At 42.0% G+C, this 20,474-nt stretch carries 15 protein-coding genes; 12 read left to right on the forward strand and 3 right to left on the reverse strand.

Features of this window, described 5'->3' with window-relative positions; genetic code table 11:
* Window positions 1-648 precede the first annotated feature (648 nt).
* Both MNQ98_RS13630 and MNQ98_RS29715 read left to right on the forward strand, forming a co-directional pair.
* Window positions 649-882 carry a hypothetical protein gene (locus MNQ98_RS13630; RefSeq protein WP_241933650.1) on the forward strand — a complete coding sequence of 78 codons (234 nt, stop codon included), beginning with the start codon at window positions 649-651 and terminating at the stop codon, window positions 880-882.
* A gap of 223 nt (window positions 883-1,105) precedes the next feature.
* Window positions 1,106-1,621 (forward strand): CDI toxin immunity protein, encoded by a 516-nt coding sequence (locus tag MNQ98_RS29715; protein WP_347272254.1) that lies wholly within the window; start codon window positions 1,106-1,108, stop codon window positions 1,619-1,621.
* 180 nt (window positions 1,622-1,801) lie between these two features.
* Here MNQ98_RS29715 and MNQ98_RS29620 read toward each other — a convergent pair whose 3' ends face one another.
* Window positions 1,802-2,359 (reverse strand): TetR/AcrR family transcriptional regulator, encoded by a 558-nt coding sequence (locus MNQ98_RS29620; RefSeq protein WP_277883743.1) that lies wholly within the window; start codon window positions 2,357-2,359, stop codon window positions 1,802-1,804.
* A gap of 160 nt (window positions 2,360-2,519) precedes the next feature.
* On the opposite strand from MNQ98_RS29620, the gene MNQ98_RS13650 reads away from it, so the two are divergent.
* The 4 genes from MNQ98_RS13650 (at window position 2,520) to MNQ98_RS13665 (ending at window position 7,767) form a co-directional block, all read left to right on the forward strand.
* The gene (locus tag MNQ98_RS13650) at window positions 2,520-3,581 is read left to right on the forward strand and encodes an FAD-dependent oxidoreductase (RefSeq protein ID WP_241933651.1); all 1,062 of its coding nucleotides are present in this window, start codon (window positions 2,520-2,522) and stop codon (window positions 3,579-3,581) included.
* A 524-nt stretch (window positions 3,582-4,105) separates the two neighbouring features.
* Window positions 4,106-6,079, forward strand: coding sequence for an elongation factor G (locus MNQ98_RS13655; protein WP_241933652.1), 1,974 nt, complete (start codon window positions 4,106-4,108; stop codon window positions 6,077-6,079).
* A gap of 208 nt (window positions 6,080-6,287) precedes the next feature.
* Window positions 6,288-6,542, forward strand: a complete 255-nt coding sequence (locus MNQ98_RS13660) for a DUF6602 domain-containing protein (protein ID WP_241933653.1) — start codon at window positions 6,288-6,290, stop codon at window positions 6,540-6,542.
* 307 nt (window positions 6,543-6,849) lie between these two features.
* Window positions 6,850-7,767 carry a metallophosphoesterase gene (locus MNQ98_RS13665; protein WP_241933924.1) on the forward strand — a complete coding sequence of 306 codons (918 nt, stop codon included), beginning with the start codon at window positions 6,850-6,852 and terminating at the stop codon, window positions 7,765-7,767.
* Window positions 7,768-8,636: 869 nt separating this feature from the next.
* On the opposite strand, the gene MNQ98_RS13670 is transcribed toward MNQ98_RS13665, so the two are convergent.
* Entirely contained in the window at window positions 8,637-10,961 is a 2,325-nt protein-coding gene (locus MNQ98_RS13670) for a glycoside hydrolase (RefSeq protein ID WP_241933654.1), read from the reverse strand.
* A 345-nt stretch (window positions 10,962-11,306) separates the two neighbouring features.
* On the opposite strand from MNQ98_RS13670, the gene MNQ98_RS13675 reads away from it, so the two are divergent.
* The 5 genes from MNQ98_RS13675 to MNQ98_RS29870 all read left to right on the forward strand — a co-directional run bounded on the left by MNQ98_RS13675 (window position 11,307) and on the right by MNQ98_RS29870 (window position 16,651).
* Window positions 11,307-12,302, forward strand: coding sequence for a polysaccharide biosynthesis protein (locus MNQ98_RS13675; RefSeq protein ID WP_241933655.1), 996 nt, complete (start codon window positions 11,307-11,309; stop codon window positions 12,300-12,302).
* A complete protein-coding gene (locus MNQ98_RS13680) occupies window positions 12,281-13,381 on the forward strand; it encodes an undecaprenyldiphospho-muramoylpentapeptide beta-N-acetylglucosaminyltransferase (protein WP_241933656.1) in 1,101 nt (366 codons plus the stop codon). The genes MNQ98_RS13675 and MNQ98_RS13680 overlap by 22 nt, the downstream gene beginning before the upstream one ends.
* 813 nt (window positions 13,382-14,194) lie before the next feature.
* A complete protein-coding gene (locus MNQ98_RS13685; protein ID WP_241933657.1) occupies window positions 14,195-14,842 on the forward strand; it encodes a response regulator transcription factor in 648 nt (215 codons plus the stop codon).
* Window positions 14,835-16,226 (forward strand): HAMP domain-containing sensor histidine kinase, encoded by a 1,392-nt coding sequence (locus MNQ98_RS13690; protein ID WP_241933658.1) that lies wholly within the window; start codon window positions 14,835-14,837, stop codon window positions 16,224-16,226. The genes MNQ98_RS13685 and MNQ98_RS13690 overlap by 8 nt, the downstream gene beginning before the upstream one ends.
* A gap of 224 nt (window positions 16,227-16,450) precedes the next feature.
* On the forward strand, window positions 16,451-16,651 hold the full coding sequence (locus MNQ98_RS29870; protein ID WP_481856750.1) for a site-specific integrase: 201 nt from the start codon (window positions 16,451-16,453) through the stop codon (window positions 16,649-16,651).
* Window positions 16,652-17,356: 705 nt separating this feature from the next.
* Here the strand turns inward: MNQ98_RS29870 and MNQ98_RS13705 are convergent.
* Complete coding sequence (locus tag MNQ98_RS13705; protein WP_241933659.1) at window positions 17,357-17,731, reverse strand: YybH family protein; 375 nt, start codon at window positions 17,729-17,731, stop codon at window positions 17,357-17,359.
* A gap of 740 nt (window positions 17,732-18,471) precedes the next feature.
* On the opposite strand from MNQ98_RS13705, the gene MNQ98_RS13710 reads away from it, so the two are divergent.
* Entirely contained in the window at window positions 18,472-20,430 is a 1,959-nt protein-coding gene (locus MNQ98_RS13710) for a beta-glucoside-specific PTS transporter subunit IIABC (protein ID WP_241933660.1), read from the forward strand.
* The last annotated feature ends 44 nt before the right edge of the window (window positions 20,431-20,474 follow it).

A 20,474-nucleotide genomic window follows, 5' to 3' on the forward strand; every position in this document is an offset into this window, starting at 1 on the left:
CATGAATATCACAAAGGAGGAGGGGGGGCTCGTGGAGAAATTTACGTTCGGCATTTGGTAGCCCATTGCATCCATTAAATCTAATTTGAGAGTTCTTATAAATCAACATAATCACCAACATCCTGATCTTTATCGAGAGTCTGCTTCAAGTAATTGTCTTTAATGATGAAATATGTTTAAGTGGGGCACCAGCACGCAGCGCTTGTTGTGCAAAAAAATGCCGAAGAAAGTGGGAAACGATTGTATGACCGGCTATTGGGGTAGAAGGGAGAGGTGTCTGAAAAAACGGTTAGGTACTTCAACGAGTTCCTTATATATGCAGGTGAAAGAAAATGATATAGAATTTGATGTTAAAATGATAGGGGACCGAAAAGCTTATATATTCGCTGAGGAGGTTCTGAAAACCTATAAAGATGCTCATCCGGAGTTAGGAAACCAGAATGTCATGATCATTTCGATATTATTGAGAAAATGAAGCAATTCATAGTTGCCGGTGAGTTGTAGGTAAAATATTAGAAATATGTCTAATGACACAAAAGTGACTACATTGTAGGGAATATGATGCTAAAGGGAAAGAGTTGTGCCCAAGTGACAACTTACCGGGATTAATTGATAAAAAAATTAAAGTCAGATTAAGGAGTTCATGATATGCGTTATGAAATAAATGGCGTTACGGTTGATTCTGCTGAGGTTTTGGAATATTTACAAAAGAACTATTTGCTCCATGTCTGTAAATATGTGCAAGAGAAAACCGGATGTACTCTAGCCGAAGCAAGGCAGCTATACGAAAAAATGATTCAGGACGAAGGCATTGAAGAAAAACCGAGCACCTTAGAGACTCGAGCGTACTTAATGGCTGAATACGAAGATCCGATCCTTTAAAAACATATGCACAAAAAAATAGTCATTAATGTATTTAACGGCGGGCATGAACTTGGGTACTTTGCCGATAATGACAAGAACTTGTACACTTAGCCGATAGACGAGTATCTAATGTTAATCAATATCGTAAACCTGTTAAGCTAACGGGTAGTTTCCGCTAATAATGACACCTTAAAGAAATGGATTTAATATAATAAGACGTCGGTTTAGGATTGGTGAAAACGTGAATCGAGATAGAAGGTTAAGATCAGAACAATTACTACACAAACAGAAGTCTAAACAAAGAAGAGCGTACGGTGCATTGTTTGAGGAATGTATTTATGCTTTAGGTCCCGGAACTATTATCTTGTCAGAAGAAAAGAGCCAAGAAGCTTACAATTTACTGGATGAATCCTATCCGGTTACTTCGTGGTCGAGGATAGATTGGGAGAAAGTAAGCTCAAAGAAGGTAGTAGGAAATGTAGTTGATATGAAGAGCATTCTCTTTAAACAATATGGGCAAGTCAATGAAGATAATATATTTATTCTCTGGAATTATGGGGATTTTCCTGTGTTGGAGACACAACTATTTAAGGCCATAAATTCTATGGATGACGTAGTTTTATTATGCATTAACTTGAACCATTCGGAGAGGATGAGATTACTTATGACTGGCACCTCCCACGAGCTTAGTAAAGTAGCTTTCCAAATCGTCCCCCATCGTAGTAAATTGCTCAATAACCAAACCATTCCCTGTTAAGGCCGTGGATACTTTCCGTACATCATCCAAATATCGATAAAGTTTAATCGTTCCATTTGGCATGGCCTCAGCTGCATAAGGAAAAGCAGACTCAATCATTATATTTAATACTTGTATTGAAGATAAAAGTGTTTTTCGTATTAATGAGATTAGTAAATCGGATTACTTATTTGAATAAGTTCATTTTAAAGTTTTTTCTATATAATCCCAATTAAATATTTTTTTCATTTCCTCATTTGCTTCTTGCTCACTAATATTACTTCCTTCATTCACCCACCAATTGAGTACGCCTAATGATGCACCGGAAAAGGCAGCTAAAGCGATCTCTGAAGAGAATGATAGGATTTGATTACTATTTTCATCTTGAATAACTTTTTTAACCCCGTTATTCATCTCTTTCATAATGATGTACCTTAAAGAATCTTTTTCTTCTGTTAACAATTGTGAAAATAGTGCTTTATACTTCAATGACATATTGAATAATTTAATCTGGTTTTCACGAATATTACCCTCAATAAATTGAAATTCCTTGGCTATATTTTGTAATCCATAAGCCAATAAATCATATTTATCATCAAAATGCGTATAAAACGTTGTGCGATGAACCATAGCTTCTTCACAAATTTCCTTTACAGAAATAGTATGAAATGAATGACGTTCTAGTAAAGTAAATAATGATTGAACTAAGAGTTTTCTAGTTCTCATGACGCGTAAGTCTTCTTTCTTTTTGTTATCCATTCAGCAAAATCTCCTTCGTGTCTAGTTAATCGACATTTTCGAAATACTGTTCGTTGCCTATATAAGTTATACACTATATCATATAAACTACAGCAGCACAAAAAAATATACACGTGTATAAAACAGGCTGTTAAGTATATTTTAAGGGAGTGTAGCTAATATGAAGGATGATTTAAAGGTAGTTATTATTGGCGGTGGGCTTGGCGGAGCAGCAACAGCAACAGCGTTACACAAACGTGGTATTCAAGCGCATATATATGAGCAAGCACCAGAGTTAACTGAAGTAGGTGCTGGAATTGTTATACATCCACCAACGCAACATTTATTATATAAATGGGGTTTAGGTGAGTTATGTGAAGAAAAAGGGAAAACTGTTGAAAAACTTGATATGTTAACAGCAAAAGGTGAATTAATAGCAGATGGCCCGAAAAGTGGATTAGATTTATTGACTTTAGATAGTTTAGAAGGGTACAAGCCACGTGTTATCCATCGTGCACATTTATTAGATACCCTATTAACACCGTTATCAAGTGAATATATTCACTTAGATCATAAATGTGAGTCTATGATTGAGCATGAAGATCATGTAGAGATTCGGTTTACAAATGGGAAAGTTGTACAGGCAGATGTAGTGATTGCAGCGGACGGTATTCACTCAAATACACGTAAAATCTTTAGTAATGATGAACCGATCTTTTGTGGGGCCCATTCAATTCGTACTATTTTCAGTTATGAGGAAACCAAACATCTGGTGGAAGAAAAACGTGTTGTAATGTACCAAGAGGGTGATATAATTGCGTTCCTTATTCCAGTCGCCAATGGTGTTGCATTAGATATGGTCTATCCGACGCAAGATGCATCATGGTCAAAACCTGTAGATAAAGAGCTAATTCTATCACACGTAGGACATTTTGAAGAAGGATTTGTGCGATTATTTGATTCATTAGAATATCCAGTAATGTCTCGCGCGTTATATTTTAGACAACCACTTGAGAAATGGAGTACAAGCCGTATTACATTACTTGGTGATTCAGCACATGCAATGTTGCCAACGCTAGGTCAAGGTGCAAACTCTGCTATTCAAGATGCTGAAGCAATCGCTGATGCATTAGCTTCCTGTGAGACGATTACTGAGGCATTTGAACAATATGAACAAGAACGCCGACCAGTTACAACTGCTATTCAAACACAATCTCAAAATCCTGAATTGCTAAAGGCATAGTAATACTGACGTGTCACTAAGATGGGTGACACGTTTTTCTGTTTTATTATTCTTGTGCTTATAAGTCATATAACTATCTGCATCTAACCGAATTTACGCATCGGAAGATTGAAATATATGCACTTAATTTTTTACTGAAGCTTTCGGATAGTTTGATTAAGAAATTAAAAATGGCAATAAGATAACTAAAAAACCAGCTACTAATAAGAAGTTCCAGAAATGCGAGATAACAATTCCCCTTGAAATTCCATTACACAAAACAATATTCACTAAGTTGAGGACTTTTTTTAGGGTACCAAAAAACCTAAAACATAATAATTTCATATTTTTTTAATATGAATTTCCAATTATCCTCTATAATCACAGAGAGAATATAGGAACTTCCTTTTCCATAATTATTATTTATCAACCCTAAGCTTTTAGTATAATAAGAGTATTACAAATAAGGAGCGTGAATAGTATGCGGAAAAATACTATGACCATAAAAAAGGAGAATAATATGACAATGAAAAGGATGATAACGATTGAAAAAAATAAATATAGGGATTCTTGCGCATGTAGACGCAGGAAAGACGAGTTTAACTGAAAGAATACTTTTTGAAACTGGCATCATATCTGAAATCGGAAGTGTCGATAAAGGAAATACGCAAACAGATTCTATGGAAATCGAACGACAACGAGGAATTACCATTCAAACTGCTGTCGTTTCCTTTACGGTTGATAATGTGAAAGTGAATTTGATTGATACACCAGGTCACCCCGAATTCATCTCTGAGGTTGAACGGGCTTTACAAGTACTAGATGGAGTTATCCTTGTCATTTCATCTGTCGAAGGTGTTCAACCTCAGACACGAGTTTTGATGAAGACACTTGCTAAAATGGAAATCCCCACAATCTTTTTTGTCAATAAAATTGATCGGGTGGGTGCTAGGTACGAATCGTTACTAACTGAGATCCATGATAAATTGACACCTCATGCTCTAGCAATGGGCTTTGTTGCTAATATCGGCACATCAGCAGCCCGATCGGAATTGTTCACGGAAATCAATCAGAAATTTATGGAGGCGCTGGCAAATCGTTTAGCTGATAATAATGAACACTTTCTTGAAAAATATCTTTACAATGCTAAAGACTTAGCCCCCGCTGACTTTGAATCGGAGTTTCTAGAACAGTTTAAGCGAGCACAGCTTTATCCGGTGCTATTTGGTTCAGCAATTACCGGTGAGGGCATCACCCATTTGATTACAGCCATACAGAACTGCCTTCCTTCCGTTCATTATGAAGATACTTCTCCTATAAAAGGGAAAATTTTTAAAATTGAGCGTGGAAAGAACGACGAAAAGATCGCTTACGTACGAGTTTTCACTGGTGAAATCAAAATGCGGGAGAGTCTTTCCTATTATCGGACTAATCAAGCAGGGGAACTAATGAAATTTACCAACAAGGTGACGGGGTTGCAGCACTTCTTCTCTGGAAAAACAACAAATGGAACAAGTGCTGTAAGTGGAGATATCGTAAAGATTATGGGGTTAATAGAGTGCCAGGTTGGCGATGACATCGGTATTCCTTCCAATGAAACGACTAAAACTCTATTCTCGCCGCCTAGTTTAGTAACAACGATCAAAGCGTGTAACGAAAATGAAACGATTCATTTATACAGAGCATTGAAAAGATTAGCTGAACAGGATCCATTTATTCAGATCAAACAGCATCCTCTTCAAAGAGAGCTATCCATTCATCTTTATGGTGAAATTCAACAAGAAGTGATTCGGGATCAACTGAAAGAAGACGCTCAAATCGATATTGAATTTCATGGGACGCAGCCTATTTATATTGAAAAGCCTATCTTTACAGGGACAGCAGTTGAAAGAATGGGAGAGAAGGGAAACCCATTTTACGCTACCGTAGGCTTTCGAATTGATCCGAACCCTCGCCCAACCGGCATCGAATATCATCTAGAAGTAGAGCTAGGCTCCCTGCCTTTATCGTTTCATAAGGCGATTGAAGAAACCGTCTATGAGACGCTTAAGCAAGGACTATATGGCTGGGAAGTTCGCGATCTAATCGTGACACTTACTGATACCGCCTATACAAGTGCAGTTAGTACGGCTGGCGATTTTCGGAAGTTAACGCCTCTTGTGTTAATGAGAGCACTAGCTGAAGCAACCACCCAAATTTATGAACCCATTCATCGGTTCGAATTAGAGATCCCTGTTGATTCTCTAAGCAGGGTTTTATTTAAACTAACTCAAGCGTCTTCAACCTATCAGGATCCGATCCAGAATGACCAGGTATTCATGATACATGGCATGATCCCGATTAAGAACATTCAGCCATTCGAGAACCAGCTTCCGGGTTGGACCCAAGGTGAAGGTGTATTTCTATCAGAATTTCATGGTTATCAGCCTTTCAATGGTGAAGTGCCATTATGTACACGATACGACCATAATCCATTAAATCGGAAGGAATATCTCTTACATGCCTTGAATTCGATGTAAGTTGATAAAACCAGCAGCGTACAGGTTTTGTACGCTGCTTTTTATTTCATATAGGAGGATTAAAAATACTTTCGTAAACCAAAACAACTCAAATTAGAATGAGTTGTTTTTTTGTTATAATGAAATTAGTAAGAGTAGGCACCGAAGGGTTTGTAAAAGAAATAAATAACCTAAATGATAAAGAGTGGTACCAGTCTGGAGGAGCTTTATGGATATGAAATTCATTTTTAAAGAAATTGCAAATAAGTTGATGTCAGAATTTAAAATTTCCTCTCAGATGAAACATCAAGGAATAATTGGAGACTATAGAGAGGACGCTTTGAAAGACTTTCTTATGAAAGGAAGAATACCCAGAAAATTTAGTATCGGTTCAAGTGAAATAATAGGTCCAAACAGTAATATACATGTTGACCAAATTGCGATCAGGCGAAAAAAGGGGTATTATCACCACCGAGGAATATAAAATTCTTGAAAATGCATTTTCGCTGGTAACCGATCGTATGACGTATGAAAGGGTAGAGCAAAAATGAGATCAATCGACTAGAGTCAATAGGACAGTCATACGGCTGTTTTATTGGCTTTTTTGTTGCTGTCACATTGGTGTAACACAGTGGATTTAAGATGTAGGCATCGCCACTAGGAAGGATGAAACTGATGATCCATAAACTTCCAAGCTTACTGCTTCTCCTATTTTTCATGGTCGTTGTGCTGCTGATGTATGTTGGATACCGATTACTGGGATAAGAGGAGAGGAAGATGCTGAATTGACTATGCTAGATCTCGACGGAGTACAGGCAGAAGCTGCTACAGCGAGAATGGGCAAGCCACTCAGCCGTCTCCGTGTTCTATTTTTGATCATGATCGGGATGCTGCTGCTGGCTGCTGGAACTTATTATTATGCGACGCAAATAGAGCCTACCCGATTGACGGTGACCTACCATGCGGTGGAATCGCCTGCTCTACCGGAATCCTTCCAGGAGATCAAAATCGCTCAGTTCAGCGATACCCATCTTGGCGAGGGATATTCGAACTTCCAGCTGCGCCAACTCGTTCAGCGATTAAATGGGGAGGAGCCAGACATGGTCGTTTTTACAGGGGACCTATTTGATTCGGTATGGCGTAGTTCGGCGAGCATAGAGGAAGTCCCGGATATTTTGTCCGAAATCGAGGCGCCGCTAGGCAAATATGCCGTTTATGGCAATCACGACCGCGGAGGCGGGGGCAGTCGCGTGTATCAGGAATATATGAAAAAGGCAGGGTTTCACGTACTTGTTAACGATACGGCAGACATAATGCTCTGCAGCGGAGAGACGATTACCATTGCTGGTCTGGATGATTATCTTCTGGGCCGGCCAGATGCCGGAGGTACATTATCCAGCTTGAATGAGAATCATTTTAATATGCTGCTTGTTCATGAGCCTGATGTGGCGGACCGCTTGCTGGACTATCCGCTTGATTTGATCCTGTCCGGCCACAGTCATGGAGGTCAAGTGAATTTGCCCGTTCTCGGTACTTTGATTAGAACTTCGCTGGCAGACAACTATATAAGCGGGATGTACGGCCTATCCGGCTCAGAAAGGGGAACCCGGTTATATGTCAACCGGGGCATAGGCACCACACGCTATAAAATCAGGCTGGGAAATCCCCCGGAAATTTCAATATTTACCCTCATTCCAGTACCGCGGTGACACAGTTGTGGTAAACATAAAAGAAAAATAACCAAAACGGAAAATTGCTGGGACGGTCAAGACCCCATTTAGTGGACAATGAAAAAAACACCTAGGCAGCAAACTGGCGTCGGTACTGAACCGACGTCAGTTTTTGTAATTTTCGCTGAGGACGATTTTGGTTGAAAAATTGGATATTTTGTTCAATTCTTCTTTGTCCTCGTCTAAATTTCGGATATGTTAAGCCCATCCGTTTTGAGATGTGAGAAGAAGCTCTCCCTTGACGAAGGCATGTAGTTACAGCAATGCATTCGACGGATCTGTGAACGAATGCCTAGGGCCTGCATAAGTCGTAACACCTTCTTATGATTTATCCATACCATGATCTTGCAGTAAAAATAGCTGAAACTGGCGGTACCCATAGACCCCGTAATAGCGCTCGTATACCTTCTTAATTAGGAATTTTGCTTCTTTATCACGATCTATCTGTTCTCATTTCTAAACACTTTTTTAGCATCTCATTTTCCCGTTTTAGCTTTTGAACATACCGATCTTGGTTTATATACTCATTTTGACGACCTCGTTGATCCAGAAGTCCAAATTCGCCATGCTCTCGATCCCAGATAAATTTATTCATGAACAAATGTCCCTGCTAGTACCAAGGAGTTAAGTATCGAGGGACAAGAACAAGAGAGCGTCTGTTTACATGGAAAAGAATAGCCTGTCATCCAATATAAGGAGGATGACAGGCGATGAATAATATCATAGGTTTCCGTAGGCAAGTAACGATAAAATGGTGTCAAAAGCTAGCATCAGAGCGAGTTGCGGTGCATGTCTATTTGCAGCGGATAAAGTGTTGGTGAAACATAGTGCACCTAATGCGATCGAGCTTACATGTTCCCGTTAAACGTAATGCGCTTCTTTCCGTCATAGATTACAGCAGACTTTGCCTTTAAAATGTCATGTCCATGCTTCAGGTCTTTATTAGAGAAGTTCACAACGACCTTCAAGTTTGGACCGTACTCTGCGGATTGTACAAGCCGATCCGGTGTCAGTACCTTAAATCCCGTCATTTCCTTTGCTACGGCTTTGGCGTGGAAAGGCGACCAAACTTTCAAGTAGGAAGATATCAGTTCCTTGTGGCTATCCCATTCCTGACTATCCAAATGGTAAAGCGGTGGGACATTATATAGTAGCTCGTAGAGCATACGTGAGCCAACTTCATCTTTAATCTTCAGGCTACCCCATTCCCAGTGATGCGTCGTAATGACTGAATTGTTGTATACCAGCTTGAACAGCGGCAGTGAGTAGGCAGGATCGAGGTACACATGCTGATACAACTCTTTCACCGGCACCTGCTTCACATATCGTTCAGGTATGCTCCCTTGGGCAGCGCCATACCCGCCAACATAGTAAGGACTTTCCTTGTTTTCGCGCATATCTTTATCGTTCCATTTGATCACTGGTGTCTCAATGCCATGGGCAAAAGCGATCGTGCTGCTCGCGAAGTCGTGACCACCTTCCGAACCGATGACCATATGCTTCTCTTTCGCGATATAGTCCATTCGATTCAAACGTGCTGCCTCATCTTGCTCCTGTGTCGTGACATGGCCTGGTGTATAGTCATCGTAAACCTCTCCAGTTGCATCGCAATCGATGAACCAGGAGTTGTAACGGATGCCGTCCTGCATAATATCCTCAACACGCTGTTTCACGCTTGGAAGAGAAAGGGTAGGATTCAATTTCCGCCCCCGATCGAGGAAGCCGCCGATTTTCACTCCTTTCTTATTCGAGATCGTTGCTTGTTCATACAGTGTCGGATCCGGGAAAAATGCCGTGTTCCACTCCTTATCCTCTTTCTTCTGAATAGAGTGGTAAGAATCATATGGCCCGATTAAGTACCCCTGCTGGTTCGCCTTCGTGACGAAAGCAGGATTCATCAGCCCATTCAACCAGTTCGGTAGGCCAATCCATGCCTTCTCTATACCGAGCTGACGCATTTCCTCCAAAACAGTAGACTGGTCGCGTCCCCATTCCTCAGGATCATCGATAGCGTCCTGAAAAACGCTCTTGAGCAGGTTTTTATTCAGCTCGTAGAGCTTCTGCTCACTTAACTTCTCCGTACCGCCAGCTACAGTTTGTTTGGCAGCATCATCAAGTGCAGGGAAATAATCTGCACGGTAGAGCTGCTTCAGCTTCAATACTTGGTTAAGAGTTTCTACAATAATTCGCTTTTGGTAGTTGTTTACGAATTGCTGCTGCTTCATTTCCCTCAATACACTGTTCAGTTGTTCGGCTTCACCTCCAGCGTAACGGTCAGCAAGCTCCGCGATCCAGGACCAGATGGGCTCATTCAGCTTATTCTTTATCTTTTGCCAACGAATATTTCCTGCCTCAAGCACTTGGCTGTTCCACATATATATATGCGGCGCTCCGAATAGCTTCTTGATTTCCGGATTATCCTTCGCTTTGTCCGCCAATGTCTTAAAGCCTTGATGCTCCTTTACATATTCTTTGTACTGCTTCGCGATTGCCACGGGATCATTGTCTGTTATGTACAGCCGGAAGCCATACTCCTTCTTCGGATTGATAGATGGAAATTCGTGTTCGAATGTCATGCCGATCTTCTGCTCAGTCTGGAACGATACTTCATTGTTGAACGGATTTTCCACGATATAGAGAAGAGAGTAATGCTTTTTGTTCAAGGCCATGAAGTTCATTGAGAACGATTCGCTCCATGTCATCTTTTCCCCCTTCAGAAATTGCTTCCAATTCGTATCGTTGGCGGGAATCCGTTTTCCTTCCCCGAGTGGAAGCATATAATTGTCGGCCTGCACGGTTGGCCAAGCAAATCGTTCCGCTCCAATCGACTGAATGCGAATATCTAAATATTTATAATTCTTTTTCTGAACAATCACTTTTACTTTGTCTTCCGGGTACGTCCATTCGATCCGATCCGCCGTCTTCTTCACATTACGTACGGCCCGGGGCTTCAACGGCACAGATATATGTTCCTTTACACCTCCTCTTTCGATCACGATATCGAAGGTGGTCGGATCCACCTTATATTTGAAATCATGATACACAACAGGTGCGGTGCTCTTACTCTTCACTGCTTGTCCTGTCCCGGCCTTTGCGGCCAGAGTCTGACTGCTTCCGGCGAATAAACTGAACGCCGTCGCGATTGATAGTACGGTTAATAATGTCTTTTTCATGTGCATACCTCCAAATATGAGTTATTCATTCCTTAAGATAGAATGATTCTACAGTTAGTACTTGCCACATTGGAATCAATTCAGGAATGCATGTGTAATCATAGTGACGTTTTGTTACACCAGTGTTACAAGACCAAAATTCTTACTTACAAAAAATCGATGGAGAAGACCTATCGGGGATGACCACACTTAAGAAAGAAAAAAGTGAGCCTGCATCGAGCGTAAGAAGGTGACATTGCTGGGAGTTGGAGTTTTTATTTGATCATTTTAGATTGTCACACTGGTGTAACATAAGGAACTCAAGATAGTGGTGTCAGATAGGAGCAAGTAATGGAGGGTGACAAGATGACAAATAAAACAATATTAATTACAGGCGGCACTGGTTCTTGGGGAATGGAACTGGTCAGGCAGCTGCTGAAAAAACAACCGAAGGAGATTCGGATATTCTCCCGGAACGAGTCGCTGCAAGTTCAAATGCGCCACAAGATTGAGGATCCCAAATTAAAATTCATAATTGGCGATATTCGGGATAAAGCGGAATTGGCCATGGCGTGCAGCGGTGTAGACGAGGTTTATCACCTGGCGGCGCTTAAGCATGTTCCGATCTGTGAGGATCAGCCCGAGAGTGCGCTCAAAACAAACATAATTGGAACGCAAAATCTGATCGATGCGGCAATTGAAAACGGCGTGCGGAAAGTGATGTATGTTTCAACTGATAAAGCAGCCAACCCTACAAACACCTATGGTATGACGAAAGCAATAGGGGAAAAGCTTATCATATACGCTAATGGAAGATCGGCTACAAAGTTTGCATGTTTTAGAAGCGGCAATGTTCTCGGAACGACTGGAAGCGTAGTGCCTTTATTCAAACAGCAACTAAAAGAGAAGAGAGATCTCAGTGTAACAGATCCGGGAATGACGCGTTTCTTTCTCACTTTGGAGGACGCCGTTCTAATCTTGCTGACATCGATAAAGAACAGCCTCGGAGGCGAAGTATTCGTTGCGAAAATGGCAGCCTGTAGAATAACGGATCTTGCACAGGTGTTGATTAATCACTCTAATTCAAAGCACACCAAAATTCGTTACGTAGGCATTCGTTCGGGAGAGAAGCTTCATGAGACATTGATTACAGAATCGGAGAGCAGTCGGGTGAATGATATTCATGATCAATACTTTATGATTATGCCCGAAGACTCAAATGTCTCATTGGGGGCGAATGAAATTCAAATAGGCGATACCCGTCGAGGTTATCATTCGGAGGATTGTATGATGTCATTCGAAGAGATCGGACAACTGCTTCGGAGAGGGGGGCTTGTGGGATGCAACGGAGAATTGTGTTAACGGGTGGCGGATCTGCCGGCCATGTAACAGCTAATCTTGTGCTTATTTCTCGCTTGTTAGATGAAGGCTGGGATATCCACTACATTGGCTCCAAGCGCGGTATTGAGCGCGAACTAGTTGCTGGATTTAAGAACGTTCGTTATTACCCGGTTAGTACGGGGAAGCTAAGACGATATTGGGCATGGGCGAACGTAACGGATTTTTTTAATCTTTTGCTAGGTATTGTACAGGCGTTTCTACTCCTTTTTCGGATCAAGCCAGGTGTTGTGTTTTCCTTGGGCGGCTTCGTCGCGGTTCCCGTCGTGGTAGGTACCGCCTTGAACGGAGTTCCGGTAATTATTTTTGAGCCTGATCTCCACCCCGGGCTTGCGAATCGGATATCGCGCAAATTTGCGCAAGTAATGTGTACGACCTTAAGTAAATCTATTGCTTTAGACCGGAATGTTGACGGGAAAATGGTACACGTCGGTCCGATCGTCAGGGAGGAACTGAAGCTGGGCAGTCGCGCACGCGGCATCGGGCTCTGCGGATTTAACGATGAAAAGCACATTCTTCTGATCATGGGAGGCAGCCAAGGAGCAGAGCGAATCAACCGCATTGTCAGGGAAGCACTCCCGGAATTGTTAAAGGGTTATCAAGTCGTCCATATTTGCGGAATCGGGAAGATAGATCTTTCTTTTGGTCGCTATGCTGGTTATAAACAGTTCGAGTATGCTCGTGAAGAGTTTCCTGATTTGATGGCGATGGCCGATATAGTCGTGTCAAGAGCGGGTTCGAATGCGATCCATGAATTGCTGCTTCTGCGAAAGCCGATGCTATTGATTCCACATGCCATCGGAGGAACCCGAACAGGACAAACATTAAATGCGGGATACTTTAAGGACGTGGGTTATGCAGAGGTATTATATGAAGCTGATCTAACAAAAGAAACCTTACTGAAAGCAGTGGATGTTACTTACAGTAATCAGAAATCGTATGTGGACGCGATGAAGTCTAGCAAGATGGAGGGGGCCGTTGACAAGGTAATGGCACTCTTTGAGATGGCGGTTAATAAACAGAAGGAGGGGACAGGGGATTGAGGTTTTTTCTAAAGTATTACTTGTTGCTTACGCTCTGCTCGTCCTGATCCTTCTTATTTGGGCTTATAATAACGCTCTTGGCAGTTTTTAAAATGAATCCTTGGTTAATGGGGCTGTAAAAATGTCATTTGAATTTTACTATGAGTTACAGTTTCTTTAAAACCAAGTCGGTCTGAGCTCAGAAAATTTCATGAGCTTGCCTATAAAGTATTCTTACACAAACGTAATAGAAGTGTAATCGAATTCAATACGATGAAATATTTTCAGATGCTACCCTTAACCAAGACTTAAGAATCAATTAGGATATTCACTATACAGATAACAATGATTTATACTCATCTTACAGATGATGAGACTCGGTAAACAACATGGATAAGAATAAGACGAAATGATAAATTTAAACTGATAAAACTATGTTTATGTCAATACTTAGAGCTGTTTATGTCAATGGATAGGTCGCGTAAATACGACAAGATCGGGCTTAAGGTTGTTTATGCTGGCCACAAGGCTCTGGAGTTATTCAGCGAATAGAACTCGCCTAGGTAAAGATCACTAATTTGAATAATGCGGATGTCCAAATCGGGTGTAACGGACGATACGTTGATACCAACTTTTCAAAACGGAGTAGATTGGGTTCCATATATCTTGCATAATAAAAAAATGGATGCAACCATTAGGAATGACATCACGGTAATTCCAAAGAACCATAGGAAGTTGGCGGGTTTTCTAGGTTTGGGTATGATAGGAATCCTCCCTTTCGATTACCCAATATAATATGAACAGAAAGAGCAGTCGCTCGAAAAGGAGCTTGCTATGCGGATATTAATTGCGGACGATGAACAGGATATGCTGCGGATTTTAATGGCATATTTCAAAAAGGAAGGATACGAGGTGTTTACGGCTGAAAACGGCGAAGAAGCATTGGATGTTTTTTACCGCGAGAAAGTCGATCTTGCCATCCTGGATTGGATGATGCCGAAGCAAAACGGGATTGAAGTATGCCGGGAAATTAAAGCGCGTTCGGACAAAAAAGTGCTGATTTTAACAGCAAAAAGCGAAGAAGAAGATGAGCTGAAGGCGCTCAGCATCGGTGCGGACGAATATATCCGCAAGCCGTTTCACCCGAAGATTCTCGTTCTTCGGGCCAAAAAGTTACTGGGCGACGAAAAGGGGCTGCGCTATCAATCGCTTCGAATCGATCCGGAAGGCAATAAAGTATATAAAGACGGCGTAGATTTGCAGTTAACAAAAACGGAATTTGATCTTGTGCGCTCCTTTGTCCGCCATAAAGGCCAGATCCTGTCGCGACAGCAGCTGCTGGACTTGGTGTGGGGACTCGATTATTTCGGCGATGCAAGAACGGTAGATACACATGTCCGCAGACTGCGAGAGAAGGTAGGCGAAGACATGATCAAAACGCACCGGGGGCTTGGCTACAGCGTGGAGGCCGGCGATGAATAAGCTGGGGCGCAAGCTGTTTATAAGCATCTCGGTCGCCGTCCTGTTCATTTTCGTCATGTTCGTGCTGCTGGCGAACCTGTTTATGCCGAAATACTATATTTACAAAACGAAAGAACAACTAAGGGAAGCCGTAAATACGATCTCCGGGCTTTCGGAAGCGAAATGGACCGATGGGATCCCGCTGCTTGAGCAGCAATACCGCGTGACGATCGTTTATGACGATTTGCTGAAGGGGGAAAATGACCTGAATGAATCGCTCAAACAGCAGCTCGCGACAAAGAGGGTGACCCTGAACAAGTTCTGGATTACGGATGAATCGCTGCAGAAGGTTAAAGCAGGCGCCCGGGTCAATAAAATATACGATCAGGGCAAGCTCAAATCCAGCTTTTACGCAAGTTTTATCCCGAAAGGAGAAACTATCGTCCTGATCGGGCTTTCGATGGCCTATATCAGCGATACGGTCCGGATGATCAACGAATTCATTTTGATCCTGGCGCTTTGTTCAATGCTGATCATCGTGTCGGTGGTCTGGATTTTGTCATACCGGATGACCAAACCGCTGAAAGAACTGGGGCAGGTGGCGAAGGACATATCGGAGCTCCGTTTCCGAAAAGCACGGGTCGATACCCGGGATGAGATCGAGGAGCTAGCGGAGAGTATCAACGTCATGAGTGACAAGCTGAGCGCTGCGCATGCCGATTTATCTAGGAAAAACGTGAGCCTGAAGCGGTTTATGTCGGATATGACGCATGAGTTGAAAACGCCGGTTTCGCTCATTCAGGCTTATGCCGAAGGGATACAGGACGGGCTTGATGATGGCAGTTATGCGGCTACGATTTTGCGCCAGAACGAGAATATGGCGAGGCTCATTGACGAGTTTTTGAATTTTGCGAAAATCGAAAGGGACGAGCTCGAACTTAAGTATGTTGCCGTGAAAGATTTGTTCCAGGAATGTGCCAAAAAATTCGGCATCGAGCTGGAGTCCAGACATTTGCAGCTAGTTATTCGCGATGAGCTGCCGGGAAATCCGGTGATCGAAGCGGATCGGGACAAAATCCAGATGGTGTTTCATAACCTGCTCGGCAATGCGGTGAAATATGCGGCGGGCGAACGGATTGACGTGGTTTTCGCGAAGCAGGATGCCGAAATTGTGCTACATATGAGCAACCGCCTTTCGAGAGAGATCGTCGATGCATCCCGGCTGTGGGAGCCTTTTTTCGTAGTGGAAAGCTCGCGGCATAAAGAAGAGTCGGGAACAGGTCTCGGGCTTGCGATCGTCAAAACGGTTTTGGAACGGCAAGGCTTCCGCTGCCATGCGGAGACAAAGGATCAAACGATCCACTTTTACATCTATTTCAAAGAAAAAAGCCCCCGTTCTGCATAAGGGGCTGACCCCATAACGTGAGACAAATCAAAGCATTATATGATCCGGATTGATGAGAAATTAGCTGATCTCCCTTGGTACGTTACGGAATACATAGACAGTCGTAAACGAAAGTTATCACACACGACGCTCTTGAATTATTGCCATGACTACATCATTTTTTTGATTGGCTGATATCGGAAAAATACGCGGCTGATAGCCGTAAAGATATCAGTTTAGAGACGTTGGAGAAATTGACTGTCCGGGAGATCGAGAATTTCCTGTCTTTTCTGGAATATCAGTTGAACAACTCCAGGCATACGATTAACCGTAAATTATCGGCGCTGAAGTCGTTGTTTGATTATCTGCAGAACAAAGCCGAAACCGATGATTGTGATTCAACGGACAGTTCAAAAAAGAGGAATGCAACTACTTGGGTTCAATAATGCAACTACTTTAAGTTCACCGTACAATGAGTGAGAGTAGTTGAAGCCATCCTAAATCTGTAACATGAAGGTAGTAATGCAGCAACAGACTTTGCTGTATTACTAATGATGTATGCATTCCGACTTTTTTAAATCTTACTGAATGCTAATTGCGTGGTAGATTATAGCATGTTCCTGATAGACCTTTTCAATGAGAATAAGTGCATGAAAATACAGGATGCCATATTATACGAGATGAAGAACATGGGATCGGTTATCCTGTCCTCAGCAGTTCTTCTAAGCGGAACATTTGGTGCCATGTATCCATCTTATGTTCTTCGATGATGCAGATAGCCACAGTCGTTCTTAGCGAACTGATTTGAACTCGCTGTTGTTCTTGCCTTTCTTCGTGCCTGTGAGGGTGAAGATGATTGACTTGCCAACTGGTGGTCAAGCGCTAATAAGGAACGAGGTTCTGTTGAATCGAATCAAGCGCTTAAGGTGTAGTTACAATTCAAAAGATGAGTTTATTGAATGCCTCACCAAGTAAATAATTAATGAACTATATCAGATGGCGACTTTTCCTAACATTCAAATGGGGAGAAGTCGCCTTTTTCGATCTTTGTTTAGAACTCCGAAGCTATCAATACTAAAAAATAAAGAAACCAAGATGCTAATATGTTAAGGTTTCTTTGCTTAATAGATATTTAGCATGTATAAAATAGGTTAAAATTCCGTTTTAAATAAAGAATGATCCGTCCTGAAATATGTCGGTAATGATAGTTGTTGATGAATCAATCTCCATTTGCCATTTTCTCTTATATAACCATCTGTCTGACGGGTAAGAAAGCTGGCAGAGGGAGAACCATTTTCATTCTCACATTGAAAGTGCTGAATACTCTGAACAAAGCCAACATTACCATCCACATACGCCTCAATTTCAAGAAATCCGGTCTGTACATTTTTGATCTTTGCAAATTGTTGACGAAACTCATCTCTACAATTTTCAATCCTCTTTTTCTTGTAGAATTGAAAATCAAACCATGTTGCTTCTTTGTGCCAAAATTCTGTTATTTCATCTCCCGTTTGAGTTTCACCCATTTTTTTTGTGAATCCAATAATGATCTCTTTGTCCGAATTTGTCATTGTAAAATATAAATCTTGACGTTCAGTGTCGTGGTTTAAGTAAATATAGTTAGGCTGTAATCACGTCATATTTTTTTCAATTCCATTTTTCCGAATGTCTTTTTAGTAAAGTAATCATATTTTACATAGAGGAGCCAGTTATCTTAATGATACGCCATATAAGTAGATATAATGGGCCGTTCTAGGCCAACATCCTCGCCTATAAGCCTATTGTTCTCCAGATCCTCTTTTACAGAAAAAAGGGACGAGGGAAATGCCTAAGCCACTCTTCACACGATATTTTATTACTTGAATGCTTTGAAACTCAAGACTATCTCTGACATCAACTTGATTGTAGCCAATATAATTCTTAAAGACTAATTTGTACCTACAACTTTTCTCAGCATATGTTACGTTTAGCTCATATTCAAAATATAAAAGGGGTAACATGATCCGATTACTGAATTATTTATCCTGCTATTTACTCCATATCAAAATGTAGAAAAATGACGAATAAAGTGATTGCTAACTAATTTATTGTATGATATTATGATCCAGTAAACGTTTACATCGATACGAATTGAATATTAGCAATGTTTGGCTGTTACTGGTAAAGCAGGCATGACCAAAATGATTTTGCATTTTCCTTATGTGAGTAGGGGAAGGCATATCGTTTTGGTCTTTTTTATATCCAAATTCAGAAATGGGGCAAAGGTATGGATTATCGCAAGTTGGGACAAGAGATTACAGAATTGGTTGGAAATAAGGACAACATCGCTCGGCTTACGCATTGCGCAACCCGACTTCGGTTCGAATTGCACGACATCTCCAAAGCGGAGACAGAAAAACTCAAAGCACTCCCAGGTGTCATTACCGTTGTGAACAATGGTGGACAATACCAGGTTGTCGTGGGCAATGAAGTGCAGCAGGTCTATCGTGTTATTACTCAACAGATGGGTTCGGCAACCGGTAGTGGGGACACCAAATCGGATTCCGGCAAAAATAACGGATCAAAACAAAAACAGAGCTGGATTTCCAGATTCATAAGCGTGATCTCGACTACATTTACTCCCGTAATACCAGCAATCATTGGCGCGGGTATGATCAAAGCTATATTAGCTGTACTTGTGCTGACAGGCCTCGTAACCACGGAAAGCCAAAACTATTATATCCTTAATACTATTGCGGACGCGGCGTTTTACTTCATGCCCATTCTGTTGGCTTATGGAGCTTCCATTAAGTTCGAAACAAGTCCAATTCTGGCGATGACGGTTGCCGGCGTGTTGTTACACCCGGGATGGAGCGCCCTGATGTCGGAAGGAAAAAACGTGTTTTTCATCGGTGTTCCGGTTCGACTAACCGACTATGCAGGCTCCGTGCTGCCGATTATTATCGTCGTTTGGCTTATGTCCTATATTGAACGTTTCGCGGATCGGGTATCGCCTTCAATGATTAAATTTTTCACGAAACCGATGCTTGTGCTATTGATTACAGCACCACTCGCATTGGTAGCGATCGGGCCTTTCGGAACGTATCTGAATGATCTGGTCGCGATGGGTGCAGAAGCGATTAATGCCAGAGCCAGTTGGCTGATTCCTTTGTTAATGGGAACTTTACAACCGTTCCTGATCGTGTCAGGCACCGCATGGGCGATGACGCCGATTGCAACTAGCCAACTGACCAAAAATGGATATGAAATGATCAACGGTCCTGGAATGCTCGCGTCCAATATTGCTCAAGGTGGGGCAACGCTTGCTGTAGCATTAAAAACGAAAAACAAAAAACTCAAGCAGCTCGCTGCTTCATCCGGTTTCACCGCTGTGCTGGGCATCACGGAACCATCCTTGTACGGCGTTACGCTGAAACTGAAGAAGCCCTTGATTGCCGCAATGATTGGTGGTGGCGTAGCAGGGATATACGCTGGTCTGACCGGATTAGTACGTTATGCCTTCGTTTCTCCTGGGCTTGCCGCGTTGCCGGCCTTCATTGGCAGCAATCCGATGAACATCGTTCATGCCATTGTGACTTGTCTGATCGCCTTTATCGTTACCTTTGCTCTGACATGGATCATTGGTTTTGAAGATCCAGTGGACGATGAGGAAGAAGGCAATAACAACGTTAACGATGACAAGACGCTTTCCCAACAGCCTGTTAAAGACAACACCCCAAGCACGCAGTCTGTTGCAACAACAAATGCGAATGTACCGAGCCAAAATGAATTACGCCCACTTACGATCGCCAGCCCGATGCAAGGAGAATTAGTCCATCTTGACCGTGTACCAGACGATGTCTTCTCTTTGGGATTGTTGGGGAAGGGTGCTGCAATTATTCCTGCAAAAGGAGAACTTTATGCACCGATAGCAGGGGAAGTTACGGCTTTCATGGACTCCAAACATGCGGTCAAATTAAATGGTTATGATGGAGAAGAGGTATTGATTCATATTGGAGTTGATACCGTCAATCTGAAGGGGAGGCATTTCCACTCTTCCATTAAAGTGGGGGATCGGGTGCAACGGGGTGACTTGTTGATCAGCTTCGATATCGATGCAATCAAGGCGGAAGGTTACGAAGTCATAACCCCTATCATTATCGCCAATTCGGATCGTTTCTCGGACATTAAGCTGGAGAAGCAGAGTCTTGTGGATGTTGGAGCGACCATTATCCAACTTTCGTAACGACCTTAACACAGTTCGTCATTTATTCTGATCAACATTAAAAT

Source organism: Paenibacillus sp. N3/727 (assembly GCF_022637315.1).
Lineage (GTDB): Bacteria > Bacillota > Bacilli > Paenibacillales > Paenibacillaceae > Paenibacillus_AQ > Paenibacillus_AQ uliginis.